This is a genomic window from Streptomyces acidiscabies (assembly GCF_020010905.1).
In the GTDB taxonomy this organism is placed as follows: Bacteria; Actinomycetota; Actinomycetes; order Streptomycetales; family Streptomycetaceae; genus Streptomyces; species Streptomyces acidiscabies.
In genome coordinates this window covers 1,051,193-1,073,497 of sequence record NZ_JAGJBY010000002.1, presented here as the reverse complement: position 1 = coordinate 1,073,497, position 22,305 = coordinate 1,051,193, and the positions used below count along the sequence as shown (strand labels likewise).

Here is a 22,305-nt window from a genome sequence, read left to right as displayed (position 1 = left end):
GGCATGGACCTGAAACTCCACCAGTGCTTCATCGCCGTGGACGACCACGACAAGGCCCTGCACTTCTACGTCGGCGTGCTGGGGCTGGAGATCCGTAACGACGTCTCGTACGAAGGGATGCGCTGGGTGACCGTCGGCTCGCCGCTCCAGCCCGACGTCTCCGTCGTCCTCGAACCCCCGGACGCGAATCCCGACGCCTCCGCCGCCGACCGCGAGTCCCTGAACCGCCTGCTGGCGAAGGGCCTGCTGCGCGGGGCGATCTTCGCGACCCCGGACTGCGACGCGCTCGCGTCCCGCGTCCGCGAGGCGGGCTACGACCTCCTCCAGGACCCCACGGACCAGCCGTACGGCGTCCGCGACTGCGCGTTGCGTGACCCGGCGGGCAACCTTCTGCGCTTCATGGAGCGACCGGTATGAGCGACGTCCGCTGGACCTATGCCTTCATCGACCGCCCCTCTCCGGCGTCCGCCGACTTCTGGACGAAGGTGACGGGTACGCGCCTGTCCGAACCCCGGGGAGACGAGGCCGAGTTCGCGACGCTCCTTCCGCCCGACGGGTACGACCCGTGTCTCAAGTTCCAGACGGTCGCCGAGGGACCCGGCGGCGCGCACCTGGACTTCGCGGTGACGGACGTACCCGAATTCGCCGCGCGTGCGGTGGACTTGGGAGCGCGAATGATCGCCGACCACACCACGTGGGCCGTACTCAGCTCCCCCGCGGGCCAGCTCTTCTGCGCGGTCCCTTGGCAAGGCGAATCCACCCGCCCCCCGGTCCACTCCGCGAGCCGCCTGGACCAGGTAAGCATCGACATCCCCCCATCCACCTACGCCTCAGAAACAGCCTTCTTCACCGCATTGCTCCCCACATGGACCTCAACGCCCGGCTCCCTCCCAGAGTTCCACGTCCTCACCCCACCCCCCGGCCTCCCCATCCGAGTCCTCCTCCAACGCACGACCCAGGAACAGCCCCTGACCGCACACCTGGACTTCGCGGCGTCCCCGAACATCCCGGAAGTCCGCTCCCACCACGAGAAGTTGGGAGCACGAACGGTGGCCGAGTTCCCGTACTGGACGGTGATGAGGGACCCCGACGACGGCCTGTACTGCCTGACGGGGCGGGACGCGGAGACGGGCGGCCTGCCGAGGGGCTAGGGGGCCGGCGTGGACCTCGCGTCGTACCACCCCATGTGCATAGGAGGCCGAGCCGAATCCTGAAGCCAGAGGGTCACCCCACCCCCGACGACGACAAGGGCAAGCCACACCCCGACGCCCCACCGCCTCACCCCCACACCTCGACATCCACAACCGCCCCCACGGGAACGGCCCCGTAGACATGCGGAAACCCACCCTCATACTTCACCGGCACCCCAAGCCGAGCCGGATCGATCACGAGCACCACGAGATCGACGTCGTCATCGCCGTACACGAGCGCGGCGGTACCGGCGAGTTGCTCCCGGGTCGAACAGTGCACGAACCCTTCTTCCTGAAGGGTCCGCCCCCGGGTGGACCACTCATAGAGCTCCCGCTCCTGAGCCTCCTCCCAAAGAGCACGCTCGGTCAGATGCAGGACATAGGACGAGGTCTCAGACATGCCGCCACGATAAAACAGGCCCCGCACACCGTGGGGATGTGCGGGACCTGGTCCGATGGAAGACCGGGTGCGAAGCACCCATCTTCCAGGGGCGCGGGCCTGTATCTGATGCGCGACTACCGCCCCGTGATGCGGCCCCGCTGGGGCCCGCATTTCAGGGGCGCGGGGCTGTATCTGATGTGCGGCTACCGCCGCGCGGGCGCGACCAACCACCCCCGTGGATGCGGCCCCGCAGGGGCCCGCATCTCCAGGGGCGCGGGGAACTGCGCGACCAGCCACAACGAACCCGCACCCAACCGACAACCCCCTCAACTACTCCGCCGAGTAACAAACTCGGCCAACGTCAACAACCCTCCCGCCCGCTCCGGATCCGGCACAGCCCGAGCCAACTCCCCCAACGCCACCCCCATCCGATCCGCAGCCTCGATCTGAGCCCAGTCCCGCCCCCCGGCCCGCTCCACAGCGAGAGCCGTCCGCTCAAGATCCCCCGCCACATACGGCACCGAATACAGCGCGGCCAGTTCCTCCCCCGCCAAACCACCGGAGGTCAACGCCGCGACAACCGGCAACGACTTCTTCCGAGCCGCCAGATCCGCCCCCGCAGGCTTCCCGGTATGCAACGGATCCCCCCATATCCCGATGACATCGTCGATGAGCTGAAACGCAAGCCCGGCCTGCCGCCCGAACGCGTCAAGGGACTCGACCACCTCAAGGGACCCCCCGCCGTACAACCCCCCGATCGCACAGGCACACCCGAGCAGCGCCCCGGTCTTCGCCTCGGCCATCCGCAGCACCTCGGACAGCCCGACCTCACGGGGATCCCGGCGTTCGAGGGCCGTATCGACCTGCTGCCCCTCACACAGCTCGATGACACAGGCCGCGAGCCGCCCGACGGCGGCAAGGGCGACGGGATGGGAGTCCCCGGCGAGGAGCTGGAAGGCGAGAGCCTGGAGCGCGTCCCCGGAGAGGATCGCGTCGGGATCGCCGAAGACGTTCCACGCGGTGGCCCGATGCCGGCGCGTGGGATCACGGTCCATGACGTCGTCGTGGAGCAGCGTGAAGTTGTGGACGAGTTCGACAGCGGCGGCGCCCCGAACGGCGGCCGTACGCCCGGCGGTCCCCCCGACCGCCTCGGCCGCGGCCAGCACCAGGGCGGGCCGTATCGCCTTGCCCGCGTTCCCGTGGACCGCCCGCCCCTCCGCGTCCTGCCACCCGAAGTGGTACCGGGCGACCCGCCGCATCTCGGGCGGCAACGAGTCGACGGCGAACCGGAGTTGGGGATCGACGTCGGCGCGGGCGCGCTCCAGGATGAGCGCGGCCTCGTGGGCCACTTCCCCGGCCTGAAGGGTCACGTGCGCACCCGCCCCGAAGGGCGGGCACACACGGCGGGACGGAGGGTCACCAACGACCGACCTCGACGTTCTCCAGGACACCGAGGGCGTCCGGGACGAGGACGGCGGCGGAGTAGTACGCGGTGACGAGGTACTTGATGATGGCCTGCTCGTTGATGCCCATGAACCGCACGGACAGGCTGGGCTCGATCTCGTCGGGCAGCCCGGACTGCCGCAGCCCGATGACGCCCTGGTCCTTCTCGCCGAGACGCATGGCGATGATGGAGCTGGTGCGGGCCTCGGTGACGGGGATCTTGTTGCAGGGGTAGATCGGCACGCCGCGCCAGGTGGGAATGCGGTTGCCCTCGATGTCGATGGTCTCGGGCACGAGCCCGCGCTTGTTCAGCTCACGCCCGAACGCGGCGATGGCGCGCGGGTGCGCGAGGAACAGCTTGGTCCCGCGCCGGCGGCTGAGCAGCTCGTCCATGTCGTCGGGCCCGGGCACGCCGTCGTGGGGCTGGATGCGCTGGTCGTACTCGCAGTTGGTGAGGAGCCCGAACTCCCGGTTGTTGACCAGCTCGTGCTCCTGGCGCTCCTTCAGCGCCTCGACGGTGAGCCTGAGTTGCTGCTCCGTCTGGTTCATCGGCTGGTTGTAGAGGTCGGCGACGCGCGAGTGGATGCGCAACACGGTCTGGGCGATGCTGAGTTCGTACTCGCGGGGCGAGGCGTCGTAGTCGACGAACGTGTGCGGGATGTCCGGCTCGCCGGAGTGGCCGGCCGCGAGGTCGACGGCCTTCTCGCCGTACTTGTTGGTGTTCTGCGCGGGGATGGAGCGCAGCTCGCTCAGGTGCGCGCGGAGCGAGTCGCCGCGCTCGGCGACCTGCTGGAAGTCCTGCCGGGACAGGGTGAGGACGGTGCAGGCGGTGACCGCGCGGGCGGTGAACTCCCAGATCGCGTCGTCGTCGAGGAGGGCCTCGTCGCCGAAGTAGGCGCCGTCGGCGAGGACGCCGAGGACCTGGTCGTCGCCGTAGGGGCCGGTGCCGACCTTCTCGACGCGGCCGTGCGCCAGCATGAACACCTCGTCGTTCGAGCTGCCGAAGGAGGCGATGACCTCCCCGGCGCCGATCTCGCGCTGGCGGGAGCGCGAGGCGAGCTCGGTGAGGACCGCCTCGTCCTCGTAGCCGCGCAGCGCGGGCAGTTCGCCCAGTTCGGCGGGGATCACCTCGACGCGGTCGCCGGTCTTGACGAAGGTGATGCGGCCGTCGCCGACGGAGTACGTGAGCCGCCGGTTCACCCGGTACGTGCCGCCCTGGACGTCGACCCACGGCAGCGTGCGCAGCAGCCAGCGGGAACTGATCTCCTGCATCTGCGGAACGGACTTGGTGGTGGTGGCCAGGTTCCGCGCCGCGGCCGTTCCGAGGCTCTGCTGCGGCGCGCCCTCTTCGGTGCGGATCTCTTCGCCTACCGACATGTGGATTGCCCTCCCGCTACATGCACCGGCACGTGGTGTGCCGGGCACTCATCTCGCGGGCAAGCTTTCCGCAGCTGAGCCGGTAGTGGTATTACACGAAAGAGCGGGAATGGATCATCGCAAGAGTGGGAAGGGGCACGTTCCACCGAACGGTGTTCGACAATGACCGGGTGCCCCTGCCCTCCCCGCTCCAGGAAACCCGGGACGAACGTTTCACCAGCCACGACGTCCGTCTCCTGCTGAAACGCGACGACCTCCTGCACCCCACCCTGATCGGCAACAAGTACCGCAAACTGACCCCGAACCTCGAAGCGGCGTCCGGCCGTCCGCTTCTCACGTTCGGCGGCGCCTACTCCAACCACCTCCGCGCGACGGCCACCGCCGGAGCGGCCCGGGGCATCTCCACGATCGGCGTCGTCCGGGGCGACGAACTCGCCGCCCGCCCCCTGAACCCGTCCCTGGCCCACTGCACGGCCCACGGCATGCGCCTCCACTTCGTCGACCGCACGACGTACCGCCACAAGTCCAACCCGGCGACCCTCGCGAGAATCCTCCGCGAGGCGGACGCCGAGGACGCGTACGTCGTCCCCGAGGGCGGCAGCAACGCGGCAGCCGTACGCGGTTGCCGGGCCCTGGGCGAGGAGCTCGCCGGTGTCGACGTGGCGGCGGTCGCCTGCGGCACGGGCGGCACCCTGGCGGGCCTGGCGGCCGGCCTCGCCCCGGGCCAACACGCGCTGGGCGTCCCGGTGTTGAAGGGCGACTTCCTCACCGAGGAGATCCGCGCCCTCCAACGCGAGGCGTTCGGCCGGGAGTTCACGAACTGGCACCTGGACCACCGCTTCCCGTTCGGCGGCTACGCCCGCACCACCCCCGAACTGGAGGATTTCGCCCGGGACTTCGAGGACCGGCACGGCCTGCCGGTGGAGCGTCTCTATGTCGCCAAGTTGCTGTACGGACTTGTCACCCTGACCCGCGAAGGCGCCTTCCCGCGCGGGACGACACTCGCGGCGGTGATCACGGGAACCCCGTTCCCCGGCTGATCCGACGGCCGTACAGTGAGCCAGTTGACCGGCGATCAGGGGGGAACCTGTGGCGGACGAGATCGGTGTGGGCGAGGCGGTCCAGGCGCTGCGCGACGAGCTGCTCGGTGCGGCGACGGCGGGCGCGACGAGCGGCCTCTCCTTCGAAGTGGGGCCCATCGAGCTGGAGTTCGCGTTCACGCTGACCAAGGAGGCCACCGCCAAGGTCGGGGTGAGCCGGATCTTCAGCGCGGTCGTGTCGGCGGACGTCAGCGGCAAGGTCGGCAAGCAGGACACGCACCGCGTGAAGTTCGTCCTCACGCCCAAGGACGCCTCCGGCAACCCGCTGCTGATCAGCAACGAGCATCCGCCCGAGGCCGGCGCCCTGGACTCGGCGTTCGGCCGCTGAGCCGTGCCGGACCGGCTCCGGGCCGCCCTGGTGGAGGCGGCGGGCCAGGGCTCGGGCCTCGTCCTCGCCCCGCGCCTGGTCCTCACGGCGGCCCACGTCCTGCGCGAGCGCACGCACGCGACGGTCCGCACGCCCCGCACCCCCGCCGTACGCTGCGAGGTCGTCTGGTCCCGCTTCGACCGGCACTACGACGCGGCGCTGCTCCTCGCGGACGAGGACGTCCTCCCGGGCGTCGAACCGGTGCGCTGGGGGACGCTGGTCACGTCGGAGCCGGCCGGCGTCACCCTCCTCGGCTTCGCCGCGGGCCCCGGTGACCAGGTCGGGTCGCGTCCCTTCCGGGGCGAACTGGACCCGCTGGACGCCGTGGAGCGCGACCGGTACGTCCTGAACCTCACCGGCACCCCGCCGGAAGGCGCCTCCCCCTGGGCGGGCCTGTCCGGCGGCGCCGTCTGGTGCCGGGACCTCCTGGTCGGCGTGGCCGTCGCCGACCTCCCCGACTGGCAGCACAGCCGCTTGGAGGCCGTCCCGGCGTACGTCCTGCTCGCCGACCCCGGCTTCCGGGACCTCCTGCGTGAACACACCGGCCAGGACGCCCAGTTGGAGCCCGCCGAGTTCGCGGACCGGGCCCAGCCCTCGGCGCCCCTGGTCCCCGCCTCCGTCGCCCTCCTGCTGCACCCGCGCGCGGAGACGGTCCGCTTCACGGGCCGCACGGAGTTGCTCGCCGAGCTGACGGCCTGGTGCCAGGACGGCGACGGCGTCTCCCTCGCCCTGCTGACCGGCGCGGGCGGCGCTGGCAAGTCCCGGGTGGCACGGGAACTGGGCCACCGCCTCGCCGCCTCCCGGCACGCCGTCGTCCACCTGGCGCGCAGCGCCGTACCGGACGCCCTGTTCGCCTCGACGACGGCGCCCGTGCTGCTCGTCGTGGACTACGCCGAGAGCCGCGTCGGCCAACTCGGCGCCCTCCTGGAGATCGTCGCCCGGCGCCCGCGCGTGCGTGTCCTCCTCATCGCCCGCGCGCAGGGCCGCTGGTGGGACGAACTCCGCGCGCACGGCCCGGAGGCGGCCGACCTCGCCGAGAACGCTCGCCGCTGGTCCATCACCGGCACGGAGTCCCTGGGCGCGGACGCGCGCGAGGTGTTCCGTACGGCCGTGACGGACCTGGCGCGCGGTGTGGCGGCTCTGGGGCTGCCAGTGGCACCCGCACCCGGGGAGGCGCCCGCCAGGCCCCCCAGGACCGTCCTGGAGATCCATATGGCGGCCCTGGCGAGCCTCCTGGCCCCCTCGGCAGGGACGGCGGCCCAGGACACGCTCCTGCGGCACGAGGCGGCGTACTGGAAGACCGCCTCCCGGGACGCCCCGCTGAACGCCCTCGGCGAAGCGGCCCTCCGCAACGCCGTCGTCACGGCCACCCTCGTCGGCCCCGTCCCGCGCGAGCGCGCCCACGCCGTCCTCGCGCACGTGCCGCGCGTCGGGGATCAGCCGGAGGCGGTACGGCGGGCTGTCGCCGACTGGCTGCGGGACCTGTACCCGAGGCCGGAGGGGGGCGCCGCGCACTGGGGTGTGCTGGAACCCGACCCGCTGGGCGAGTACCTCGTGGGCACGCGCGTGGCCGACGAGCCGGAGATCTTCCTGCGGCTGATCGGCGTCCTGGACAACGAGGAGATGATCAACGCCCTGTTGGTGCTCAGTCGTGCGTCCGCGCGCGTGGAGGGCGTCGCGGGGGTTGTGTACGACGCCGTGCGCGCGGCGCCGGGGATGTTGGCGCCCCGGTTGCTGGGGGCGGTGCGGCGCAGTGCGGAACCTGCGGTGCTGGTGGGGGCGTTGGAGGTGATCCTGGACGAAGAGCTGATGCCGGACGAGCAGTTGGTGGAGCTGGCCAATCGGATGCCATTTCTGAGCCAGGCGCTGGTGTCGTGGAGTGTGCGGCTCCAGCAGCTGTTGGTGGACCTGGGGGAGGAACGCTCACCGCTCGCGCGCGCGGGATCGCTGCACAACCTCGCCGGACGCCTCGTGGCCGCCGGGCAGCACGCGAAGGCGCTGGAGACCACGGTGTCGGCGCTGGCCCTCCTGGACAGCGTCCCGGACGCCCCGGCGTGGCTGCGGGGGGCGCTGCTGGGCCAGCGGTCCCGTGAGCTCAACTCGCTCGGGCGGCCGGAGGAGTCCGTCACCGAGGGCGAGAAAGCGCTCCGGGAGCTGTCCAGGGTGCCGGACTCGGAGGAGCCCGACGTCTGGACGGAGGCCGTCGCCGCGACGCTGAACAACCTCTCCTACGGCCTCGCCGACTGCGGCCGGCTCGGCGAGGCGCTGGAGCGGGCGCGGGACTCCGTCGCCCTGCGGCGGGAACTGTCGGGCCGTCACCCGCAGTTGCTCCCCAGCCTCGCCCGCTCACTCAGCACGCTGTCCCGGCACCAGTACCGCGCGGGCGATCCGGAGAGGGCGCTCAGGACGGCCGAGGAGTCGCTGCGGGTGCGCAGGTCGGCCGCCGAGGAGGAACCGGACGCCTACCTCGCGGAACTGGCCTCCACGCTGGACCACATGGTGCAGATCCTGGCGGCTCTCGACGACGAACCCGCACTGGTCGAGGCCGCCCGGGAGGACCTGTCCGTCCGGCGCCCGCTGGCCCGTGTCCGTCCCGAGGCCCACCTGTCGGACTACGTGGAGATCCTCCTTGTCCTGGCCAATCTCACCGAGGGGGCGGAGAGCCGGCAAGCCGCGGACGAAGCCGTCACGGCGGCCCGCGTACTCGTACGTGACCAAGGCCGCGAACACCTGCTCCTGCTCGGCTCGGCCTTCCGCCTCCAGGCCCGGTCGCTGATCTCCGTCAGCAGTCCGCCGGTCGCGTTCCGCGTGTACACCAAGGCCGCGCAGATCTTGCGCAGAGTGTTCCGTGAGACCGGCGAGGGCACGGACGAGCTGTTGTGGGCCCTCGACGCACAGGCGCGCTTCTACCTGCTGTTCACCGACCGCTACGAGGCCGCCGAACACCTCTCCGCCGAGGCCCTCGCTGTCCTGGCGACCCTCCCCGACGACGCCCTCCCGGACGAACGCGCCGCCGCCCTGGACACCCACGCGCGCGTACAGGAAGCCCTCACTCCGCCTCCCGATAAGCCGCCGCTTCCTCCAGATCCAGCCGCCTGAGCAACGTCCGCAACATCTCGTCGTCGATGTACCGACCGTCCCGCAGCCGCACGAACATCTCCCGCTCCGCGCTGATCATCTCCCGCGACAGCCGCCGGTACGTCTCGTCGACGCTCTCCCCGGTCACCGGGTTCGCCTGCCCCAGCCGCTCCCACACGGCGTTGCGACGCCGCTCCAGGACCGACCGCAGCCGGTCGGCCAGCGGCGGCGGCAGCGCGTTGCGTTCGTCGGAGAGCAGCTCGTCGAGCCGCTGCTCGGCGACGCGGGACGCCTGCGCCTGCGCGTTGGCCTCCGCGAGGGTCGCCGCGCGCGTGTCCGCCTCGGGGAACTTCAGGAGCCGGATCAGCGGGGGCAGCGTCACCCCCTGGAGGACGAGCGTCCCGATGACGGTCGTGAACGTCAGGAACAGCACCAGGTCCCGTTCGGGAAACGGTTCTTCGCTGTGGTGGAGCGTCAGCGGCACGGAGAACGCGATGGCCAGCGAGACGACCCCGCGCATCCCGGCCCACCCGATGACCACGGGCCCGCGCCAGGTCGGATTGTCCTCGCGCTCACGGATGCGTTTGGACAGCAGGCGCGGCAGGAAGGTCGCCGGGAACACCCACAGGAACCGCGCGGCGACGACCACGAGGAACACGGCCACGGCGTACCAGGCGGCGTCGGCACCGTCGTACTCGTCGAGCCCCTTGAGGACGACCGGGAGCTGGAGGCCGATGAGGGCGAAGACGGCGGACTCCAGGACGAAGGCGACCATCTTCCACACGGCGTGCTCCTGGAGCCGGGTGGCGAAGTCGACCTCCCACGCGCGGTGGCCGAGATACAGCGCGACCACGACGACGGCGATCACCCCGGACGCGTGGAACTGCTCGGCGGTGGAGTACGCGACGAAGGGGATCAGCAGGGAGAGCGTGTTCTGGAGGAGGGGTTCCTTGAGGCGGGTGCGCAGCCAGTGCAGGGGCGCCATCAGGACGAGCCCCACGACGGTCCCGCCGACGGCGGCCAGCAGGAACTCCCCGATCCCGCCCGCCCAGGACGCGCCTTCCCCGACGGCAGCGGCGACAGCGACCTTGTACGCGGTGATCGCGGTCGCGTCGTTGAGGAGGGACTCGCCCTGGAGGATCGTCGTGATCCGCGACGGCAGCCCCACGCGCCGGGCGACGGCGGTGGCGGCGACGGCGTCCGGGGGCGCGACGACGGCTCCCAGGACGAGCGCTGCGGTCAGCGGCATCCCCGGGACCAGCTCGTACACGGCCCACCCGACGGCGAGCGTCGCGAACAGCACGTACCCGACCGACAGCAGCGCGACGGGCCGTACCTGCGCGCGCAGGTCGAGGTACGAGCTGTCGGCGGCGGACGTGTACAGCAGGGGCGGCAGGAGCAGCGGGAGGACGACGTCCGGGTCGAGGGTGTAGTCGGGGACCCCGGGGACGTACGACACCACCAGGCCGACCGCGACCAGCAGCAGGGGCGCGGGTACGGGCGTACGGCGGGCCGCCGCCGCGAACGCGGCGCTGCCCGCCACCAGCAGGAGCAGCGGCATCACATCCATGTCGGGCCCACCCTCGTTCCTCGGTTTTTCCGCGCGGTCGTCCGTACGGCCGTCGTAACCTGGCAATCATGAAACAGTGCACGCACGCGGACACGCTGCCGCACCCGGATCCCACGCCGCTGAACGAGACGTGTCCGGAGTGCCTGCGCGACGGTACCCACCCGGTGCAGTTGCGTCTGTGCCTGACGTGCGGGCACGTCGGCTGCTGCGACACCTCACCCGGCCGGCACGCTACGCGCCACCACGACGAGACGGGCCATCCGGTGATGCGGACGTTCGAGCCCGGCGAGGACTGGCGGTGGTGCTTCGTGGATCACGTCCTGGTGTGATCGGGAGCGGGTACGGTTCGAGAGTCTGATGCCGGGGTACGTCAACCCGGCGCGCGCTCTTCCGATTTGGGCCCGCGGACCCCCTAGACACGGAGCGTATTCAGAGTTTTACTGTGAGTGACGCCATGGGGTCGGGGTCCCGGGACAGGACGCTGGTGAGCGCGATAGCGTCACCGCTGCACCACACTTCGCGTTACTCCGGGGGGCGACGACCCTCGGCCCGAACAGCTTGTACCACCTTGGAGGTGAGGGTGTCCCAGATCGCAGGCGAGCCCGCGACCCAGGACTTCGTGGAAGTCCGGCTGCCGGCCGCGGGTGCCTACCTGTCGGTGCTGCGGACGGCCACGGCCGGCCTCGCGGCCCGTTTGGACTTCACCCTGGACGAGATCGAGGACCTGCGCATCGCGGTGGACGAGGCGTGCGCGATCCTGCTCCAGCAGGCCGTGCCCGGTTCGGTGCTCGGCTGCGTGTTCCGCCTCGTCGACGACTCGCTGGAGGTGACCGTCTCCGCGCCGACGACGGACGGCCACGCACCCGCGCGGGACACGTTCGCGTGGACCGTGCTGTCCGCGCTCGCGGGCAAGGTGTCCTCCGCCGTCGACGACGACAAGACCGTCTCGATCAGCCTCTACAAACAGCGCGGCGCGGGCCCCGGGCCGGCGTGAGGGACGGGGACGGGCCGGTGCAAGGCGATGAGCGGGGCGCGCGCCTGCCGACCGAGGAGGGCTTCCTGCGGCGGACGGCGGACGGCGTCGACGGCATTCCCGAACAGGCCCGGCCGCATCCGGAGGAGCACACTCCGGGCGGCGAAGGGCGGGAGCGGGACGGTGCGCAGGGCACCCCTGGCCGGGCCGGGAGAACGGCTCGACAAAGGGCGACGGGCGGGACGATGAGCGAGCACGAGCGAGACGATCAGCAGGGCGGCGTGGCCGCCGTGCCACATGGTCATCAGGACCGCAGCGAGGCGCGGGCACTCTTCGTCGTGCTGCGCGGCCTCGCGGACGACAGTCCCGAGTACGCGGAGCTGCGCAACCGGCTGGTGCGGATGCATCTGCCGCTCGTCGAACACCTCGCGCGCAGGTTCCGCAACCGGGGCGAGCCGCTGGACGACCTGACCCAGGTCGCCACGATCGGGCTCATCAAGTCCGTGGACCGCTTCGACCCCGACCGCGGCGTCGAGTTCTCCACGTACGCGACCCCGACGGTCGTCGGCGAGATCAAGCGGCACTTCCGCGACAAGGGCTGGGCCGTCCGCGTCCCGCGCCGCCTCCAGGAACTGCGCCTGTCGCTGACCACCGCGACCGCCGAGCTCTCCCAGCTCCACGGCCGCTCCCCCACGGTCCACGAACTCGCCGAGAAACTGGCGATCTCGGAGGAGGAGGTCCTGGAGGGCCTGGAGTCCGCGAACGCGTACTCGACCCTCTCCCTGGACGTCCCCGACACGGACGACGAGTCCCCGGCGGTGGCGGACACCCTGGGCGCTGAGGACGAGGCGCTGGAGGGCGTCGAGTACCGCGAGTCCCTCAAGCCCCTGCTGGAGGACCTCCCGCCCCGGGAGAAGCGGATCCTCCTGCTGCGCTTCTTCGGCAACATGACCCAGTCGCAGATCGCCCAGGAGGTCGGCATCTCCCAGATGCACGTCTCCCGCCTGCTGGCCCGCACCCTGGCCCAGCTCCGGGAGAAGCTGCTGGTGGAGGAGTAAGGGTTATTCCTGAGCGTTGCCCGGGCCCCGGATCCCCAGGGCCCGGGTCGTCTCGGGGTTGACCAGCAGGACCAGGGCCACGATCGCCACGACACCCAGGGCGATCCCCGCCGGGATGGCGACGCTGTCGGCTTGGAGCAGGTTGTAGGCCACCGGCAGGGCCATGACCTGGGTGACCACGGCGGGGCCCCGGCTCCAGCTGCGGCGGTTCAGCAGGCCCCGCGCGGCGAGCAGCGGCAGCAGGGCAAGGACGGCGAGGGTGATCCCTCCGGTGACCGCGCCCTGACGGTCGTCCGCGTCCCCGCTGACGCCCACGACCAGCATCCACACCCCGCCCGCCAGCAACGCCACGCCCTCAAGACCGGCCAGCACAGCGGCGTACGTCAGCCTGCGGGGCCGGGGCCCGTCGGGAGCCGTGGGAGCCGTGGGGGCCGTGGGGGCCGTGGGGGCCGTCCCCTCCGCCGCGTCGGGGTTCCGGGAGGGCTTGGGCGCCTTTTCACTGCTCACGCCTGAAGCGTATCGGGCCGCCCCCGAGGCACGGCTCCCCGCGTCGGAACCCCGGTCCCCCGAAGCACCCGCCCACCCGCACGCCCCCCGTCCACCTCCACACGCCCCCGCCCCGTGTCGAGACTCACGTCCTGATCTCTTACCCCTCCCCTACCTCGACCTGTGCCCGGTACCACCCAGTAGGTACGCTGCAATCCATGCGTGCACTTCTTGTGGTCAATCCGGCGGCGACGACTACGAGTGCGCGTACGCGCGATGTCCTGATCCACGCGCTGGCGAGCGAGATGAAGCTGGAAGCGGTGACCACGGAGTACCGCGGACACGCGAGGGACCTCGGCCGGCAGGCGGCGACGAGTTCGGACATCGATCTGGTCGTCGCACTGGGGGGCGACGGCACGATCAACGAGGTCGTGAACGGCCTCCTCACCGGCGGCCCCGACCCCGAGCGGCTGCCGGGCCTCGCGGTCGTCCCCGGCGGATCGACGAACGTGTTCGCGAGAGCCCTGGGCCTGCCGAACGACCCCGTGGAGGCGACCGGCGCCCTGCTGGACGCGCTGCGGCAGGGCAGCGAGCGGACCGTGGGCCTGGGTTTGGCGTCGGGCACCCCGGGGACGGAGGACGAGGCCGTCCCCGCACGGTGGTTCACCTTCAACGCCGGCCTGGGATTCGACGCGAAAGTCATCGGCCGGGTGGAGCAACAACGGGAACGTGGAAGGAAATCCACACACGCTCTTTACCTTCAGCAGGCACTCCGTCAGTTTTTCGGAGAACCGCACCGGCGACACGGAACGATCACCCTCGAACGGGCCGGAGAAGAACCCGTGACCGATTTGGTGATGTCCATAGTCTGCAACACGGCTCCGTGGACCTATCTGGGCAATCGCCCGGTGTACGCGTCACCTAAGGCCTCGTTCGATACTGCCCTCGACGTACTGGGTCTCAGCCGCCTGTCCGGCCCCGCACTTGCCCGGTATGCGACCCAATTGCTCCTTTCGTCCCCCGAGAAGGGCCCCCAGGGCAAGCACGCGGTCTCCCTCCATGACGTGGACCAGTTCACCTTGCATTCGAAGGTGCCACTCCCGCTCCAGATGGACGGAGACCACCTCGGACTGCGAACCAGCGTGACGTTCACAGGCGTACGCCGGGCACTGCGTGTGATTGTGTGAGCAGAAAGGGCGGAAGTCCTTTCACTCGAACGTTTAGGCCAGGGTCCACCCCTTGGAAGTACGGCTGTGACCCAGTCGACACCGAGGAATCAAAAAAAACTTTCCAGAAGGGGTTGTATCCGCCGCTGAGGTTTGCGAGTCTCTACGTGGCGATCGGGACAGCCCGCAACACCGGCATCCACTGATCACCGGAACCCCTCTTCACGACACCAGGACCGCGCCAGGCGTATCTGGCTGGTGGCCCTTCCCTTGTTGAGGGATTCGTGAAAGCGTTCACATTCACAAGCAACCTGCACGTAACACCCAAGGAGAGGTAGCAGCCATGGACTGGCGTCACAACGCCGTTTGCCGCGAGGAAGACCCCGAGCTCTTCTTCCCCATCGGCAACACCGGTCCTGCGCTGCTGCAGATCGAGGAAGCCAAGGCCGTCTGCCGCCGCTGTCCCGTCATGGACCAGTGTCTGCAGTGGGCGCTCGAGTCCGGTCAGGACTCCGGCGTCTGGGGTGGTCTCAGCGAGGACGAGCGTCGTGCGATGAAGCGCCGCGCCGCCCGCAACCGGGCCCGTCAGGCCACCGCCTGACCCGTCCGCCCCGCGGAAAACAGCCTGAGGTTGGCGGCGCGTACAGCACGTACGCAGCTCCCGCCCCCGAACCGCAGCGCGCAGTACCCCCAAGCGCTCAGTACGACTTGCACCACATGCACGAGTACCGCAGCAGGGAGCACTAGCCCCGGCCCGCATGGGTCCGGGGCTCTTTGCTGTCCGGCGGCCGTCACTTCTGCGCCCGCACCGGCACGTCCAGGATCACCCGCGTACCCCCCTCGGGCCCCGGCACCATGTCGAAGCTGCCCCCCAACTCCCCCTCCACCAGGGTCCGTACGATCTGGAGCCCCAGGTTGCCGGAGACCTGCGGGTCGAACCCCTCGGGCAGCCCCACCCCGTCGTCCTGGACGGTGACGAGCAGCCGCGCGTCCTTCGTCGTGCCGCCGCGCACGGCCGTCACCTCGACGGTCCCGGTCTCCCCCTCGCGGAAGCCGTGCTCCAGCGCGTTCTGGAGGATCTCGGTGAGGACCATCGACAGCGGCGTGGCCACCTCGGCGTCGAGAATCCCGAACCGCCCGGTGCGCCGCCCGGTCACCTTGCCCGGCGAGATCTCGGCGACCATCGCGAGCACCCGGTCGGCGATCTCGTCGAACTCCACGCGCTCGTCCAGGTTCTGAGACAGCGTCTCGTGGACGATGGCGATCGACCCGACCCGCCGCACCGCCTCCTCCAGCGCCTCGCGCCCCCGCTCGGACTCGATCCGGCGGGCCTGGAGCCTGAGCAGGGCGGCCACCGTCTGGAGGTTGTTCTTCACCCGGTGGTGGATCTCCCGGATGGTCGCGTCCTTCGTGATCAACTCCCGCTCGCGGCGGCGCAGTTCGGTCACGTCCCGGAGCAGGACCAGCGAACCGATGCGCGTGCCCTTGGGCTTGAGGGGGATCGCGCGGAACTGGATCACCCCGTCGTTCGCCTCGACCTCGAACTCACGGGGCGCCCAGCCGCTCGCGACCTTGGCGAGCGCCTCGTCCACCGGCCCGCGCGTGGGCGCGAGTTCGGCCGTCGTCAGCCCGAGGTTGTGGCCCACGAGGTCGGAGGCGAGGCCCATGCGGTGGTACGCGGAGAGGGCGTTCGGCGAGGCGTACTGCACGATGCCGTCCGCGTCGAGGCGGATCAGGCCGTCACCGGCGCGGGGCGCGGCGTCCATGTCCATCTGCTGGCCGGCGAACGGGAACGCGCCCGCCGCGATCATCTGCGCGAGGTCGGAGGCGCTCTGGAGGTAGGTCAGCTCCAGACGGCTCGGGGTGCGGACGGTCAGCAGGTTCGTGTTGCGCGCGATGACACCGAGGACGCGGCCCTCACGCCGTACGGGGATCGACTCGACCCGTACGGGGACCTCCTCGCGCCACTCCGGGTCGCCCTCGCGGACGATACGGCCCTCGTCGAGGGCGACGTCGAGCAGCGGGCGCCGGCCGCGGGGAACCAGGTGGCCGACCATGTCGTCCTGATAGGAGGTGGGGCCCGTGTTGGGGCGCATCTGCGCCACCGAGACGTACCGCGTGCCGTCGCTCGTCGGGACCCACAGCACCAGGTCGGCGAAGGAGAGGTCGGAGAGCAGCTGCCACTCCGAGACCAGCAGGTGCAGCCACTCCAGGTCGGAGTCGTCCAGGGCTGTGTGCTGGCGTACGAGTTCGTTCATGGAGGGCACATGGGCGAGCGTACCCGCCGGTTTGTCGCTGGCTGAAATACGGCGTTCGTACGATGTGCTGAATCCCATCGTCACGGCATACCCGGGGAGCGCCCGGGAGTATGCCCCCGGAAACACCCGCGGGCCGCGGCGCCTGGAGGGACCCTCAACCCTCGCGGCACCGCAGCCCGGAGCAATCCCGGCCACGGGGTGTGCGGTCCCGATCGGCCGAAAGGTGAGGAACCGGAGCAGTCAGGGCAGAGAGCACCGGGTCCTCGGTCCGCCCTCCTGTGCGGGGAGAGCGGAAGCCGTAATGAGTCGAACGCTCTGCACGTTCCAACGCAGCCTAGCCTGTGCGGGTTCCCGTGGGGGGACTGATCGGCGGGGCAATTTCGGCGGTCCCCGGGCGGATTCCGGCGGATGTTCAGCGGACCGACAGACGGACGACACCCCCGAGGCCGGAAGGGGTCGGCTAGATTAGAGTGGTCTAAACCACATGTCCTTTTCGGATCGTCCTCAGAACGGCAGGCCAGCGTGGAAGTTGTGATCGTCCCGGACGCCGCCGCCGGCGGGGAGCTCGTCGCCGAGGCCATTGCGCGGCTGGTGGGCCGTAAGCCCGACGCCCTGCTCGGGGTGGCCACGGGGTCCACTCCGCTGCCGGTCTACCAGGCGCTCGCGGCGCGGGTCCGCGCGGGCGGGGCGGACGTCTCCGCCGTACGGATAGCGCAGCTCGACGAGTACGTGGGACTGCCCGCCGAGCACCCCGAGTCCTACCGCTCGGTCCTGCGCCGCGAGGTCCTCACGCCGCTCGGCATCCCGATGTCCGCCTTCCTCGGGCCGGACGGCGCGGCGGACGACATCCAGGCGGCGTGCGCGACGTACGACCGTGCGCTCGCGGAGGCCGGCGGGGTGGACCTCCAGCTCCTCGGCATCGGTACGGACGGCCACATCGGCTTCAACGAGCCCTGCTCCTCGCTCTCCTCCCGCACCCGCATCAAGACCCTCACGCAGCAGACCCGCGTCGACAACGCCCGCTTCTTCGACGACGACATCGCCCAGGTCCCCCACCACGTCATCACCCAGGGCATCGGCACGATCCTGGAGGCCCGCCACCTGGTCCTCCTGGCCACGGGCGAGGGCAAGGCGGACGCGGTGGCGGCCACCGTCGAAGGCCCCGTGGCAGCGATCTGCCCCGCCTCGGCGCTCCAGCTCCACCCGCACGCGACGATCGTGGCGGACGAGGCGGCGGCGTCGAAGCTGAAGCTGGCGGACTATTTCCGGCACACGTTCGACAACAAGCCGGAGTGGCAGGGGATCTGAGAAGGTCCCCTAAGCGCCCCGCACCCCCGCGATCACCTCCGCCGCAGCCCAGCCGCACACCCTCGCCGCGCCGTACGTCGCGATGTGGGCCGCGCCTCGGGGGGTGGCGTGGGGGACGCCCATTTCCACGACGACCGTGTCGGGGCGGGCGTCGAGGAGGGTGGTGAGGGCCGTGGACATCCAGGGGTGGCGGTGTTCGTCGCGGACCACGGCGACGATCCGGCGGTCGGCCGCCGCCGACAGGGCCTCGCGGCCCGCCTCAAGGCCCGTGAACGTGCCGGTGCCGGTGCCGGGGAGGAGTTCGGCCAGGGCCGGGGCCAGGCCCCACGGGGTCTCGTCGCCCACGGCCATGTTCGCCAGCGGGGTGAAGGCGGCGACGTAAGGGGGCGCCATCAGCGGGAGGTTCTCCGGGCAGGTCACCCGGAGCGCTCTTCGAGCCGCCTCCAGGCCGATGCCCGGGTTCGCGGCCAAGTGGGCCCGCGTGGCCGTCGTCGTCCACCGCGCCAGCGCCCGTACCCTCCCCGCCGCCTCCGCCAGCCGTTCCTCCGCGAGGTCTCCCGTGTGGACCGCGGTCACCAGGGCGTCCCGCAGGCGGATCACCGTCTCGCCGTCCGACAATCCCCCGCCCACGCAGATCGCGTCCGCCCCCGCGTCGATCGCGAGGACCGCGCCCCGTTCGACGCCGTACGTGTCGGCCACCGCCCGCATCTCCATGCCGTCGGTGATGATCAGGCCGTCGTAGCCGAGGTCGTGGCGCAGGAGGTCGAGGGTGCGGCGGGAGAGGGTCGCGGGGCGGGTGGGGTCCAGGGCGGGGGTGAGGATGTGGGCGGTCATGATCGCGCGGACCCCGGCGGAGACGGCCGCGCGGAAGGGCGGCAGGTCGCGGGCGGCCAGCGTCTCGTACGGCACGTCGATGCGCGGCAGCGACTCGTGGGAGTCGACGGACGTGTCCCCGTGCCCGGGGAAGTGCTTGGCGCAGGCGGCGACCCCGGCGGACTGGAGCCCGGCGACGTACGCGGCGGTGTGCCGCGCGACCAGCGCCGGGTCGGCGCCGAAGGAGCGTACGCCGATGACGGGGTTGTCGGGGTCGGTGTTGACGTCCGCGGAGGGCGCCCAGTCGAGGGTGACCCCGCACTCGGCGAGCCGGCGCCCCAGCTCGGCGGCGACGGAGTGCGTGAGGCCGGTGTCGTCGACGACGCCGAGCGCGAGGCTGCCGGGGAAGGAGGACCCCCGGCGCGCTTCGAGGCGGGTGACGTCGCCCCCCTCCTCGTCGACGGCGATCACCACGTCCGGCCGGACCTTGCGCAACTCGGCCGTGAGGTCGGCGAGTTGCCGGGGACCGGCGATGTTGCGGGCGAAGAGGCCGACGGCGGCGAGGCCCTCGTCGAGGCGGCGCAGCAGCCAGTCGGGGGCGGTCGTCCCGGTGAAGCCGGGCTGGAGGACGGCGAGGGCGTCCCGGGTCACAGTCGTCTCCGCCAAGGCCACCCTCCGAATGGTGTAGACCAGCATCGCGAGCTTGGACCGGACCAAGGGCCGTGTCAAGGGCCGGGACGCCGTACGCAGGGAGTTCTTACCGGCCGAGACCGGAACCGACCTGGCCGTACGGGCACCCGTACACACGATCCCGTGCCACGATGTGAGCCGCGGCCGACGGGAGGTCGGCCCGTGCGAGCCGGGAAGGCAGGCCATGAGCACCGACGTCAGCAGTGCGGAGAACGAGGGTGGAGCGACCGTCCGTACCGCGCGTGTGCCCAAGTACTACCGTCTGAAGAAGCATCTGCTGGACATCACCCAGACGCAGGCACCCGGTACGGCCGTCCCGCCGGAACGCACGCTCGCGGCGGAGTTCGACACGTCCCGGACGACCGTCCGCCAGGCCCTCCAGGAACTCGTCGTCGAGGGCCGGCTCGAACGCATCCAGGGCAAGGGCACGTTCGTCGCGAAGCCGAAGGTGTCCCAGGCGCTCCAACTGACCTCGTACACCGAGGACATGCACGCGCAGGGGCTCGAACCGACCTCGCAGCTCATCGACATCGGGTACGTCACCGCCGACGACCGGCTCGCCGAGCTCCTCGACATCGCGTCCGGCGGCCGGGTCCTGCGCATCGAGCGACTGCGGATGGCCAACGGGGAGCCGATGGCCATAGAGACGGCGCACCTCAGCGCCAAGCGTTTCCCGGCCCTGCGCCGGTCCCTCGTCAAGTACACGTCCCTGTACACCGCCCTCGCCGAGGTGTACGACGTCCGGCTCGCCGAGGCCGAGGAGACCATCGAGACGGCGCTCGCGACGCCGCGCGAGGCGGGGCTCCTCGGGACGGACGTGGGGCTGCCGATGCTCATGCTGTCCCGGCACTCCCTGGACCTGCGGGGGGAGCCCGTGGAGTGGGTGCGGTCGGTGTGGCGGGGGGACCGGTACAAGTTCGTGGCACGGCTCAAGCGGCCTGTCGACTAGCAACGGCGCGACACAGCTTCAGGACGATCCGTCAGCAGGGCTTCCGCTGCGCTTATCCGTCACTTAGATTGCCTGCGCATTGCAGTGGTGATCACTGGTGATCTCAGCGAGGGGACGGAGCCGCCGATGTCAGAGACCCCACCGAAGGCAGAGGAAGCGGTGGTGACGCCGGTGCGCGTCGTCATCGCCGTCTGTCTGTTCGCGCCCTTCGTGGCGCTGCTGTGGGTCGGGTCGTATGCCGATGTGAACCCGCGGTTCATCGGCATCCCGTTCTTCTACTGGTACCAGATGCTGTGGGTCCTCATCTCGACCGCGCTGACCATGACCGCGTACAAGCTGTGGCAGCGTGACCAGCGCGCCCGCAAGGGGGGTGCGTCGCAGTGAACGACGGCGTGAACGGCGTCGCGCTCGGCGTCTTCATCTTCTTCTTCCTCGCGGTCACCGTCATGGGGTTCCTCGCGGCGCGCTGGCGCCGGGCCGAGACCGACTCCCTCGACGAATGGGGGCTCGGCGGGCGGTCGTTCGGGACCTGGGTGACCTGGTTCCTGCTCGGCGGGGATCTGTACACGGCGTACACGTTCGTCGCGGTTCCGGCAGCCGTGTACGCGGCCGGGGCGGCCGGGTTCTTCGCCGTGCCGTACACGGTCCTCATCTACCCCCTGATCTTCACGTTCCTGCCCCGGCTGTGGTCCGTCTCGCACAAGCACGGGTACGTCACCACGTCCGACTTCGTGCGCGGGCGGTTCGGGTCCAAGGGGCTGTCGCTCGCGGTCGCGGTGACCGGGATCCTCGCGACGATGCCGTACATCGCGCTCCAGCTCGTCGGCATCCAGGCGGTGCTGGACGTCATGGGGGTCGGCGGGGGCGAGGACACGAACTGGTTCGTCAAGGACCTGCCGCTGCTGATCGCCTTCGGCGTGCTGGCCGCGTACACGTACTCCTCGGGGCTGCGGGCGCCGGCGCTGATCGCGTTCGTCAAGGACACGCTGATCTACATCGTGATCACCGTGGCGATCATCTACATCCCGATCAAGCTCGGCGGGTTCGACGACATCTTCGCGTCGGCCAGCGAGAAGTACACCGCCGCGAAGGCCGGGGGGCTCGTGCCGGCCGAGGCGGGGCAGTGGACGTACGCCACGCTCGCGTTGGGCTCCGCGCTGGCGCTGTTCATGTACCCCCACTCGATCACGGCGACGCTGTCGTCCCGGAGCCGCAACGTCATCCGCCGCAACACGACGATCCTGCCGCTGTATTCCCTGATGCTGGGGTTGCTCGCGCTGCTCGGGTTCATGGCGATCGCGGCGGGCGTGAAGGTGAAGAACGGCCAGCTGGCGATCCCCCAGCTGTTCGAGGACATGTTCCCGGACTGGTTCGCGGGCGTGGCGTTCGCGGCGATCGGCATCGGGGCGCTGGTTCCGGCCGCGATCATGTCCATCGCCGCGGCCAACCTCTTCACCCGCAACATCTACAAGGACTTCATCCGCCCCGACGCGACGCCTGAGCAGGAGACGAAGGTCTCCAAGCTGGTCTCCCTGCTGGTGAAGGTGGGCGCCCTTGCCTTCGTCCTCACCATGGACAAGACGGTGGCGATCAACTTCCAGCTCCTGGGCGGCATCTGGATCCTCCAGACGTTCCCGGCGCTGGTGGGCGGCCTCTTCACCCGCTGGTTCCACCGCTGGGCCCTGCTGGGCGGCTGGGCGGTGGGCATGCTGTACGGCACGATCGCGGCGTACGGAGTGGCTTCCCCCACGCAGAAGCACTTCGGCGGCAGCTCGAAGGAAATCCCGGGCATCGGCGAGATCGGCTACATCGGCCTCACGGCGTTCGTCCTGAACGTGGCGGTGACGGTGGTCCTGACGTTCATCCTGCGAGCGGCGAAGGCCCCGGACGGGATCGACGAGACGAGCCCGTCGGACTACACGGCGGACGCGGGAGACCCGGGCGTACAGACGGAACTCCCCCCGGCGACGTCGGGAGCGGCCCACTAGCTGCCCCCCTGGAAGGTCGCGCGAAGCGCACCTTCCAGGGGCGCGGGGAACTGCGCGAGCAACCACGACGGACCCGCAGCGGGCCGCCAAGGGAACCCCCCTCGGCGGC

Annotated in this window: 21 protein-coding genes; 14 read left to right on the top strand and 7 right to left on the bottom strand. The window is 70.8% G+C overall.

The genetic code is table 11. The features are described 5' to 3' along the window. Positions 1-3: 3 nt before the first annotated feature. Together J8M50_RS31885 and J8M50_RS31880 are read left to right on the top strand one after the other, a co-directional pair. Positions 4-417, top strand: a complete 414-nt coding sequence (locus J8M50_RS31885) for a VOC family protein (RefSeq protein WP_010353601.1) — start codon at positions 4-6, stop codon at positions 415-417. Continuing rightward, positions 414-1,151 carry a VOC family protein gene (locus J8M50_RS31880; RefSeq protein WP_010353602.1) on the top strand — a complete coding sequence of 246 codons (738 nt, stop codon included), beginning with the start codon at positions 414-416 and terminating at the stop codon, positions 1,149-1,151. The genes J8M50_RS31885 and J8M50_RS31880 overlap by 4 nt, the downstream gene beginning before the upstream one ends. 127 nt (positions 1,152-1,278) lie before the next feature. On the opposite strand, the gene J8M50_RS31875 is transcribed toward J8M50_RS31880, so the two are convergent. The 3 genes from J8M50_RS31875 to J8M50_RS31865 form a co-directional block, all read right to left on the bottom strand. Further along, positions 1,279-1,590 carry a DUF952 domain-containing protein gene (locus tag J8M50_RS31875; RefSeq protein WP_010353603.1) on the bottom strand — a complete coding sequence of 104 codons (312 nt, stop codon included), beginning with the start codon at positions 1,588-1,590 and terminating at the stop codon, positions 1,279-1,281. A 308-nt stretch (positions 1,591-1,898) separates the two neighbouring features. After that, positions 1,899-2,972: a family 2 encapsulin nanocompartment cargo protein polyprenyl transferase gene (locus J8M50_RS31870; RefSeq protein WP_010353604.1), complete on the bottom strand. Its 1,074-nt coding sequence runs from the start codon at positions 2,970-2,972 to the stop codon at positions 1,899-1,901. A gap of 16 nt (positions 2,973-2,988) precedes the next feature. Then, complete coding sequence (locus tag J8M50_RS31865; RefSeq protein ID WP_010353605.1) at positions 2,989-4,392, bottom strand: family 2B encapsulin nanocompartment shell protein; 1,404 nt, start codon at positions 4,390-4,392, stop codon at positions 2,989-2,991. Positions 4,393-4,562: 170 nt separating this feature from the next. Here J8M50_RS31865 and J8M50_RS31860 point away from each other — a divergent pair, with 170 nt between their 5' ends. Genes J8M50_RS31860 through J8M50_RS31850 form a run of 3 tightly spaced genes read left to right on the top strand, consistent with a single transcriptional unit; the run spans position 4,563 to position 8,958 of the window. After that, a complete protein-coding gene (locus tag J8M50_RS31860; protein WP_100216759.1) occupies positions 4,563-5,432 on the top strand; it encodes a 1-aminocyclopropane-1-carboxylate deaminase/D-cysteine desulfhydrase in 870 nt (289 codons plus the stop codon). A 49-nt stretch (positions 5,433-5,481) separates the two neighbouring features. Continuing rightward, complete coding sequence (locus J8M50_RS31855) at positions 5,482-5,820, top strand: trypco2 family protein (protein ID WP_010353607.1); 339 nt, start codon at positions 5,482-5,484, stop codon at positions 5,818-5,820. 3 nt (positions 5,821-5,823) lie between these two features. Next, complete coding sequence (locus tag J8M50_RS31850) at positions 5,824-8,958, top strand: tetratricopeptide repeat protein (protein ID WP_010353609.1); 3,135 nt, start codon at positions 5,824-5,826, stop codon at positions 8,956-8,958. On the opposite strand, the gene J8M50_RS31845 is transcribed toward J8M50_RS31850, so the two are convergent. Further along, entirely contained in the window at positions 8,909-10,507 is a 1,599-nt protein-coding gene (locus J8M50_RS31845) for a Na+/H+ antiporter (RefSeq protein WP_010353610.1), read from the bottom strand. The two genes, J8M50_RS31850 and J8M50_RS31845, sit on opposite strands and share 50 nt — an antisense overlap. Before the next feature lie 68 nt (positions 10,508-10,575). Here J8M50_RS31845 and J8M50_RS31840 point away from each other — a divergent pair, with 68 nt between their 5' ends. The 3 genes from J8M50_RS31840 (at position 10,576) to J8M50_RS31830 (ending at position 12,538) form a co-directional block, all read left to right on the top strand. Then, entirely contained in the window at positions 10,576-10,836 is a 261-nt protein-coding gene (locus J8M50_RS31840) for a UBP-type zinc finger domain-containing protein (RefSeq protein ID WP_010353611.1), read from the top strand. A gap of 251 nt (positions 10,837-11,087) precedes the next feature. Next, positions 11,088-11,501, top strand: coding sequence for an ATP-binding protein (locus tag J8M50_RS31835; protein WP_010353612.1), 414 nt, complete (start codon positions 11,088-11,090; stop codon positions 11,499-11,501). Then, positions 11,498-12,538 (top strand): RNA polymerase sigma factor SigF, encoded by a 1,041-nt coding sequence (locus tag J8M50_RS31830; protein ID WP_040836416.1) that lies wholly within the window; start codon positions 11,498-11,500, stop codon positions 12,536-12,538. Before J8M50_RS31835 ends, J8M50_RS31830 begins: the two co-directional genes overlap by 4 nt. A 3-nt stretch (positions 12,539-12,541) precedes the next feature. On the opposite strand, the gene J8M50_RS31825 is transcribed toward J8M50_RS31830, so the two are convergent. Beyond that, entirely contained in the window at positions 12,542-12,925 is a 384-nt protein-coding gene (locus J8M50_RS31825; RefSeq protein WP_063748071.1) for a hypothetical protein, read from the bottom strand. 317 nt (positions 12,926-13,242) lie between these two features. On the opposite strand from J8M50_RS31825, the gene J8M50_RS31820 reads away from it, so the two are divergent. Then, a complete protein-coding gene (locus tag J8M50_RS31820; RefSeq protein ID WP_010353615.1) occupies positions 13,243-14,211 on the top strand; it encodes a diacylglycerol/lipid kinase family protein in 969 nt (322 codons plus the stop codon). A gap of 322 nt (positions 14,212-14,533) precedes the next feature. Then, positions 14,534-14,791, top strand: a complete 258-nt coding sequence (locus J8M50_RS31815; RefSeq protein WP_010353616.1) for a WhiB family transcriptional regulator — start codon at positions 14,534-14,536, stop codon at positions 14,789-14,791. A 190-nt stretch (positions 14,792-14,981) separates the two neighbouring features. On the opposite strand, the gene J8M50_RS31810 is transcribed toward J8M50_RS31815, so the two are convergent. Further along, positions 14,982-16,448 (bottom strand): sensor histidine kinase, encoded by a 1,467-nt coding sequence (locus J8M50_RS31810; protein WP_010353617.1) that lies wholly within the window; start codon positions 16,446-16,448, stop codon positions 14,982-14,984. Positions 16,449-16,970: 522 nt separating this feature from the next. On the opposite strand from J8M50_RS31810, the gene nagB reads away from it, so the two are divergent. Continuing rightward, positions 16,971-17,756 carry a glucosamine-6-phosphate deaminase gene (gene nagB / locus J8M50_RS31805; protein WP_010353618.1) on the top strand — a complete coding sequence of 262 codons (786 nt, stop codon included), beginning with the start codon at positions 16,971-16,973 and terminating at the stop codon, positions 17,754-17,756. Between the two features lie 9 nt (positions 17,757-17,765). On the opposite strand, the gene J8M50_RS31800 is transcribed toward nagB, so the two are convergent. Further along, positions 17,766-19,265 carry a glycoside hydrolase family 3 protein gene (locus tag J8M50_RS31800; RefSeq protein ID WP_029183842.1) on the bottom strand — a complete coding sequence of 500 codons (1,500 nt, stop codon included), beginning with the start codon at positions 19,263-19,265 and terminating at the stop codon, positions 17,766-17,768. Between the two features lie 178 nt (positions 19,266-19,443). Between J8M50_RS31800 and J8M50_RS31795 the strand changes: the two genes are divergently transcribed. The 3 genes from J8M50_RS31795 to mctP all read left to right on the top strand — a co-directional run bounded on the left by J8M50_RS31795 (position 19,444) and on the right by mctP (position 22,196). Next, positions 19,444-20,208 (top strand): GntR family transcriptional regulator, encoded by a 765-nt coding sequence (locus tag J8M50_RS31795; RefSeq protein ID WP_010353620.1) that lies wholly within the window; start codon positions 19,444-19,446, stop codon positions 20,206-20,208. Positions 20,209-20,334: 126 nt separating this feature from the next. Continuing rightward, the gene (locus tag J8M50_RS31790) at positions 20,335-20,592 is read left to right on the top strand and encodes a DUF3311 domain-containing protein (protein WP_029183843.1); all 258 of its coding nucleotides are present in this window, start codon (positions 20,335-20,337) and stop codon (positions 20,590-20,592) included. Further along, positions 20,589-22,196: a monocarboxylate uptake permease MctP gene (gene mctP / locus J8M50_RS31785; protein WP_010353622.1), complete on the top strand. Its 1,608-nt coding sequence runs from the start codon at positions 20,589-20,591 to the stop codon at positions 22,194-22,196. Before J8M50_RS31790 ends, mctP begins: the two co-directional genes overlap by 4 nt. Positions 22,197-22,305: the final 109 nt, after the last annotated feature.

What these genes read in the sequence shown, in the direction of transcription:
- J8M50_RS31885 (WP_010353601.1), top strand. Translation starts at nt 4, where the DNA reads ATGGACCTGAAACTCCACCAGTGCTTCATCGCCGTGGACGACCACGAC.
- J8M50_RS31880 (WP_010353602.1), top strand. Translation starts at nt 414, where the DNA reads ATGAGCGACGTCCGCTGGACCTATGCCTTCATCGACCGCCCCTCTCCG.
- J8M50_RS31875 (WP_010353603.1), bottom strand. Translation starts at nt 1,590, where the DNA reads ATGTCTGAGACCTCGTCCTATGTCCTGCATCTGACCGAGCGTGCTCTT.
- J8M50_RS31865 (WP_010353605.1), bottom strand. Translation starts at nt 4,392, where the DNA reads ATGTCGGTAGGCGAAGAGATCCGCACCGAAGAGGGCGCGCCGCAGCAG.
- J8M50_RS31845 (WP_010353610.1), bottom strand. Translation starts at nt 10,507, where the DNA reads ATGGATGTGATGCCGCTGCTCCTGCTGGTGGCGGGCAGCGCCGCGTTC.
- J8M50_RS31840 (WP_010353611.1), top strand. Translation starts at nt 10,576, where the DNA reads ATGAAACAGTGCACGCACGCGGACACGCTGCCGCACCCGGATCCCACG.
- J8M50_RS31820 (WP_010353615.1), top strand. Translation starts at nt 13,243, where the DNA reads ATGCGTGCACTTCTTGTGGTCAATCCGGCGGCGACGACTACGAGTGCG.
- J8M50_RS31815 (WP_010353616.1), top strand. Translation starts at nt 14,534, where the DNA reads ATGGACTGGCGTCACAACGCCGTTTGCCGCGAGGAAGACCCCGAGCTC.
- J8M50_RS31810 (WP_010353617.1), bottom strand. Translation starts at nt 16,448, where the DNA reads ATGAACGAACTCGTACGCCAGCACACAGCCCTGGACGACTCCGACCTG.
- J8M50_RS31800 (WP_029183842.1), bottom strand. Translation starts at nt 19,265, where the DNA reads ATGCTGGTCTACACCATTCGGAGGGTGGCCTTGGCGGAGACGACTGTG.
- J8M50_RS31795 (WP_010353620.1), top strand. Translation starts at nt 19,444, where the DNA reads ATGAGCACCGACGTCAGCAGTGCGGAGAACGAGGGTGGAGCGACCGTC.
- J8M50_RS31790 (WP_029183843.1), top strand. Translation starts at nt 20,335, where the DNA reads ATGTCAGAGACCCCACCGAAGGCAGAGGAAGCGGTGGTGACGCCGGTG.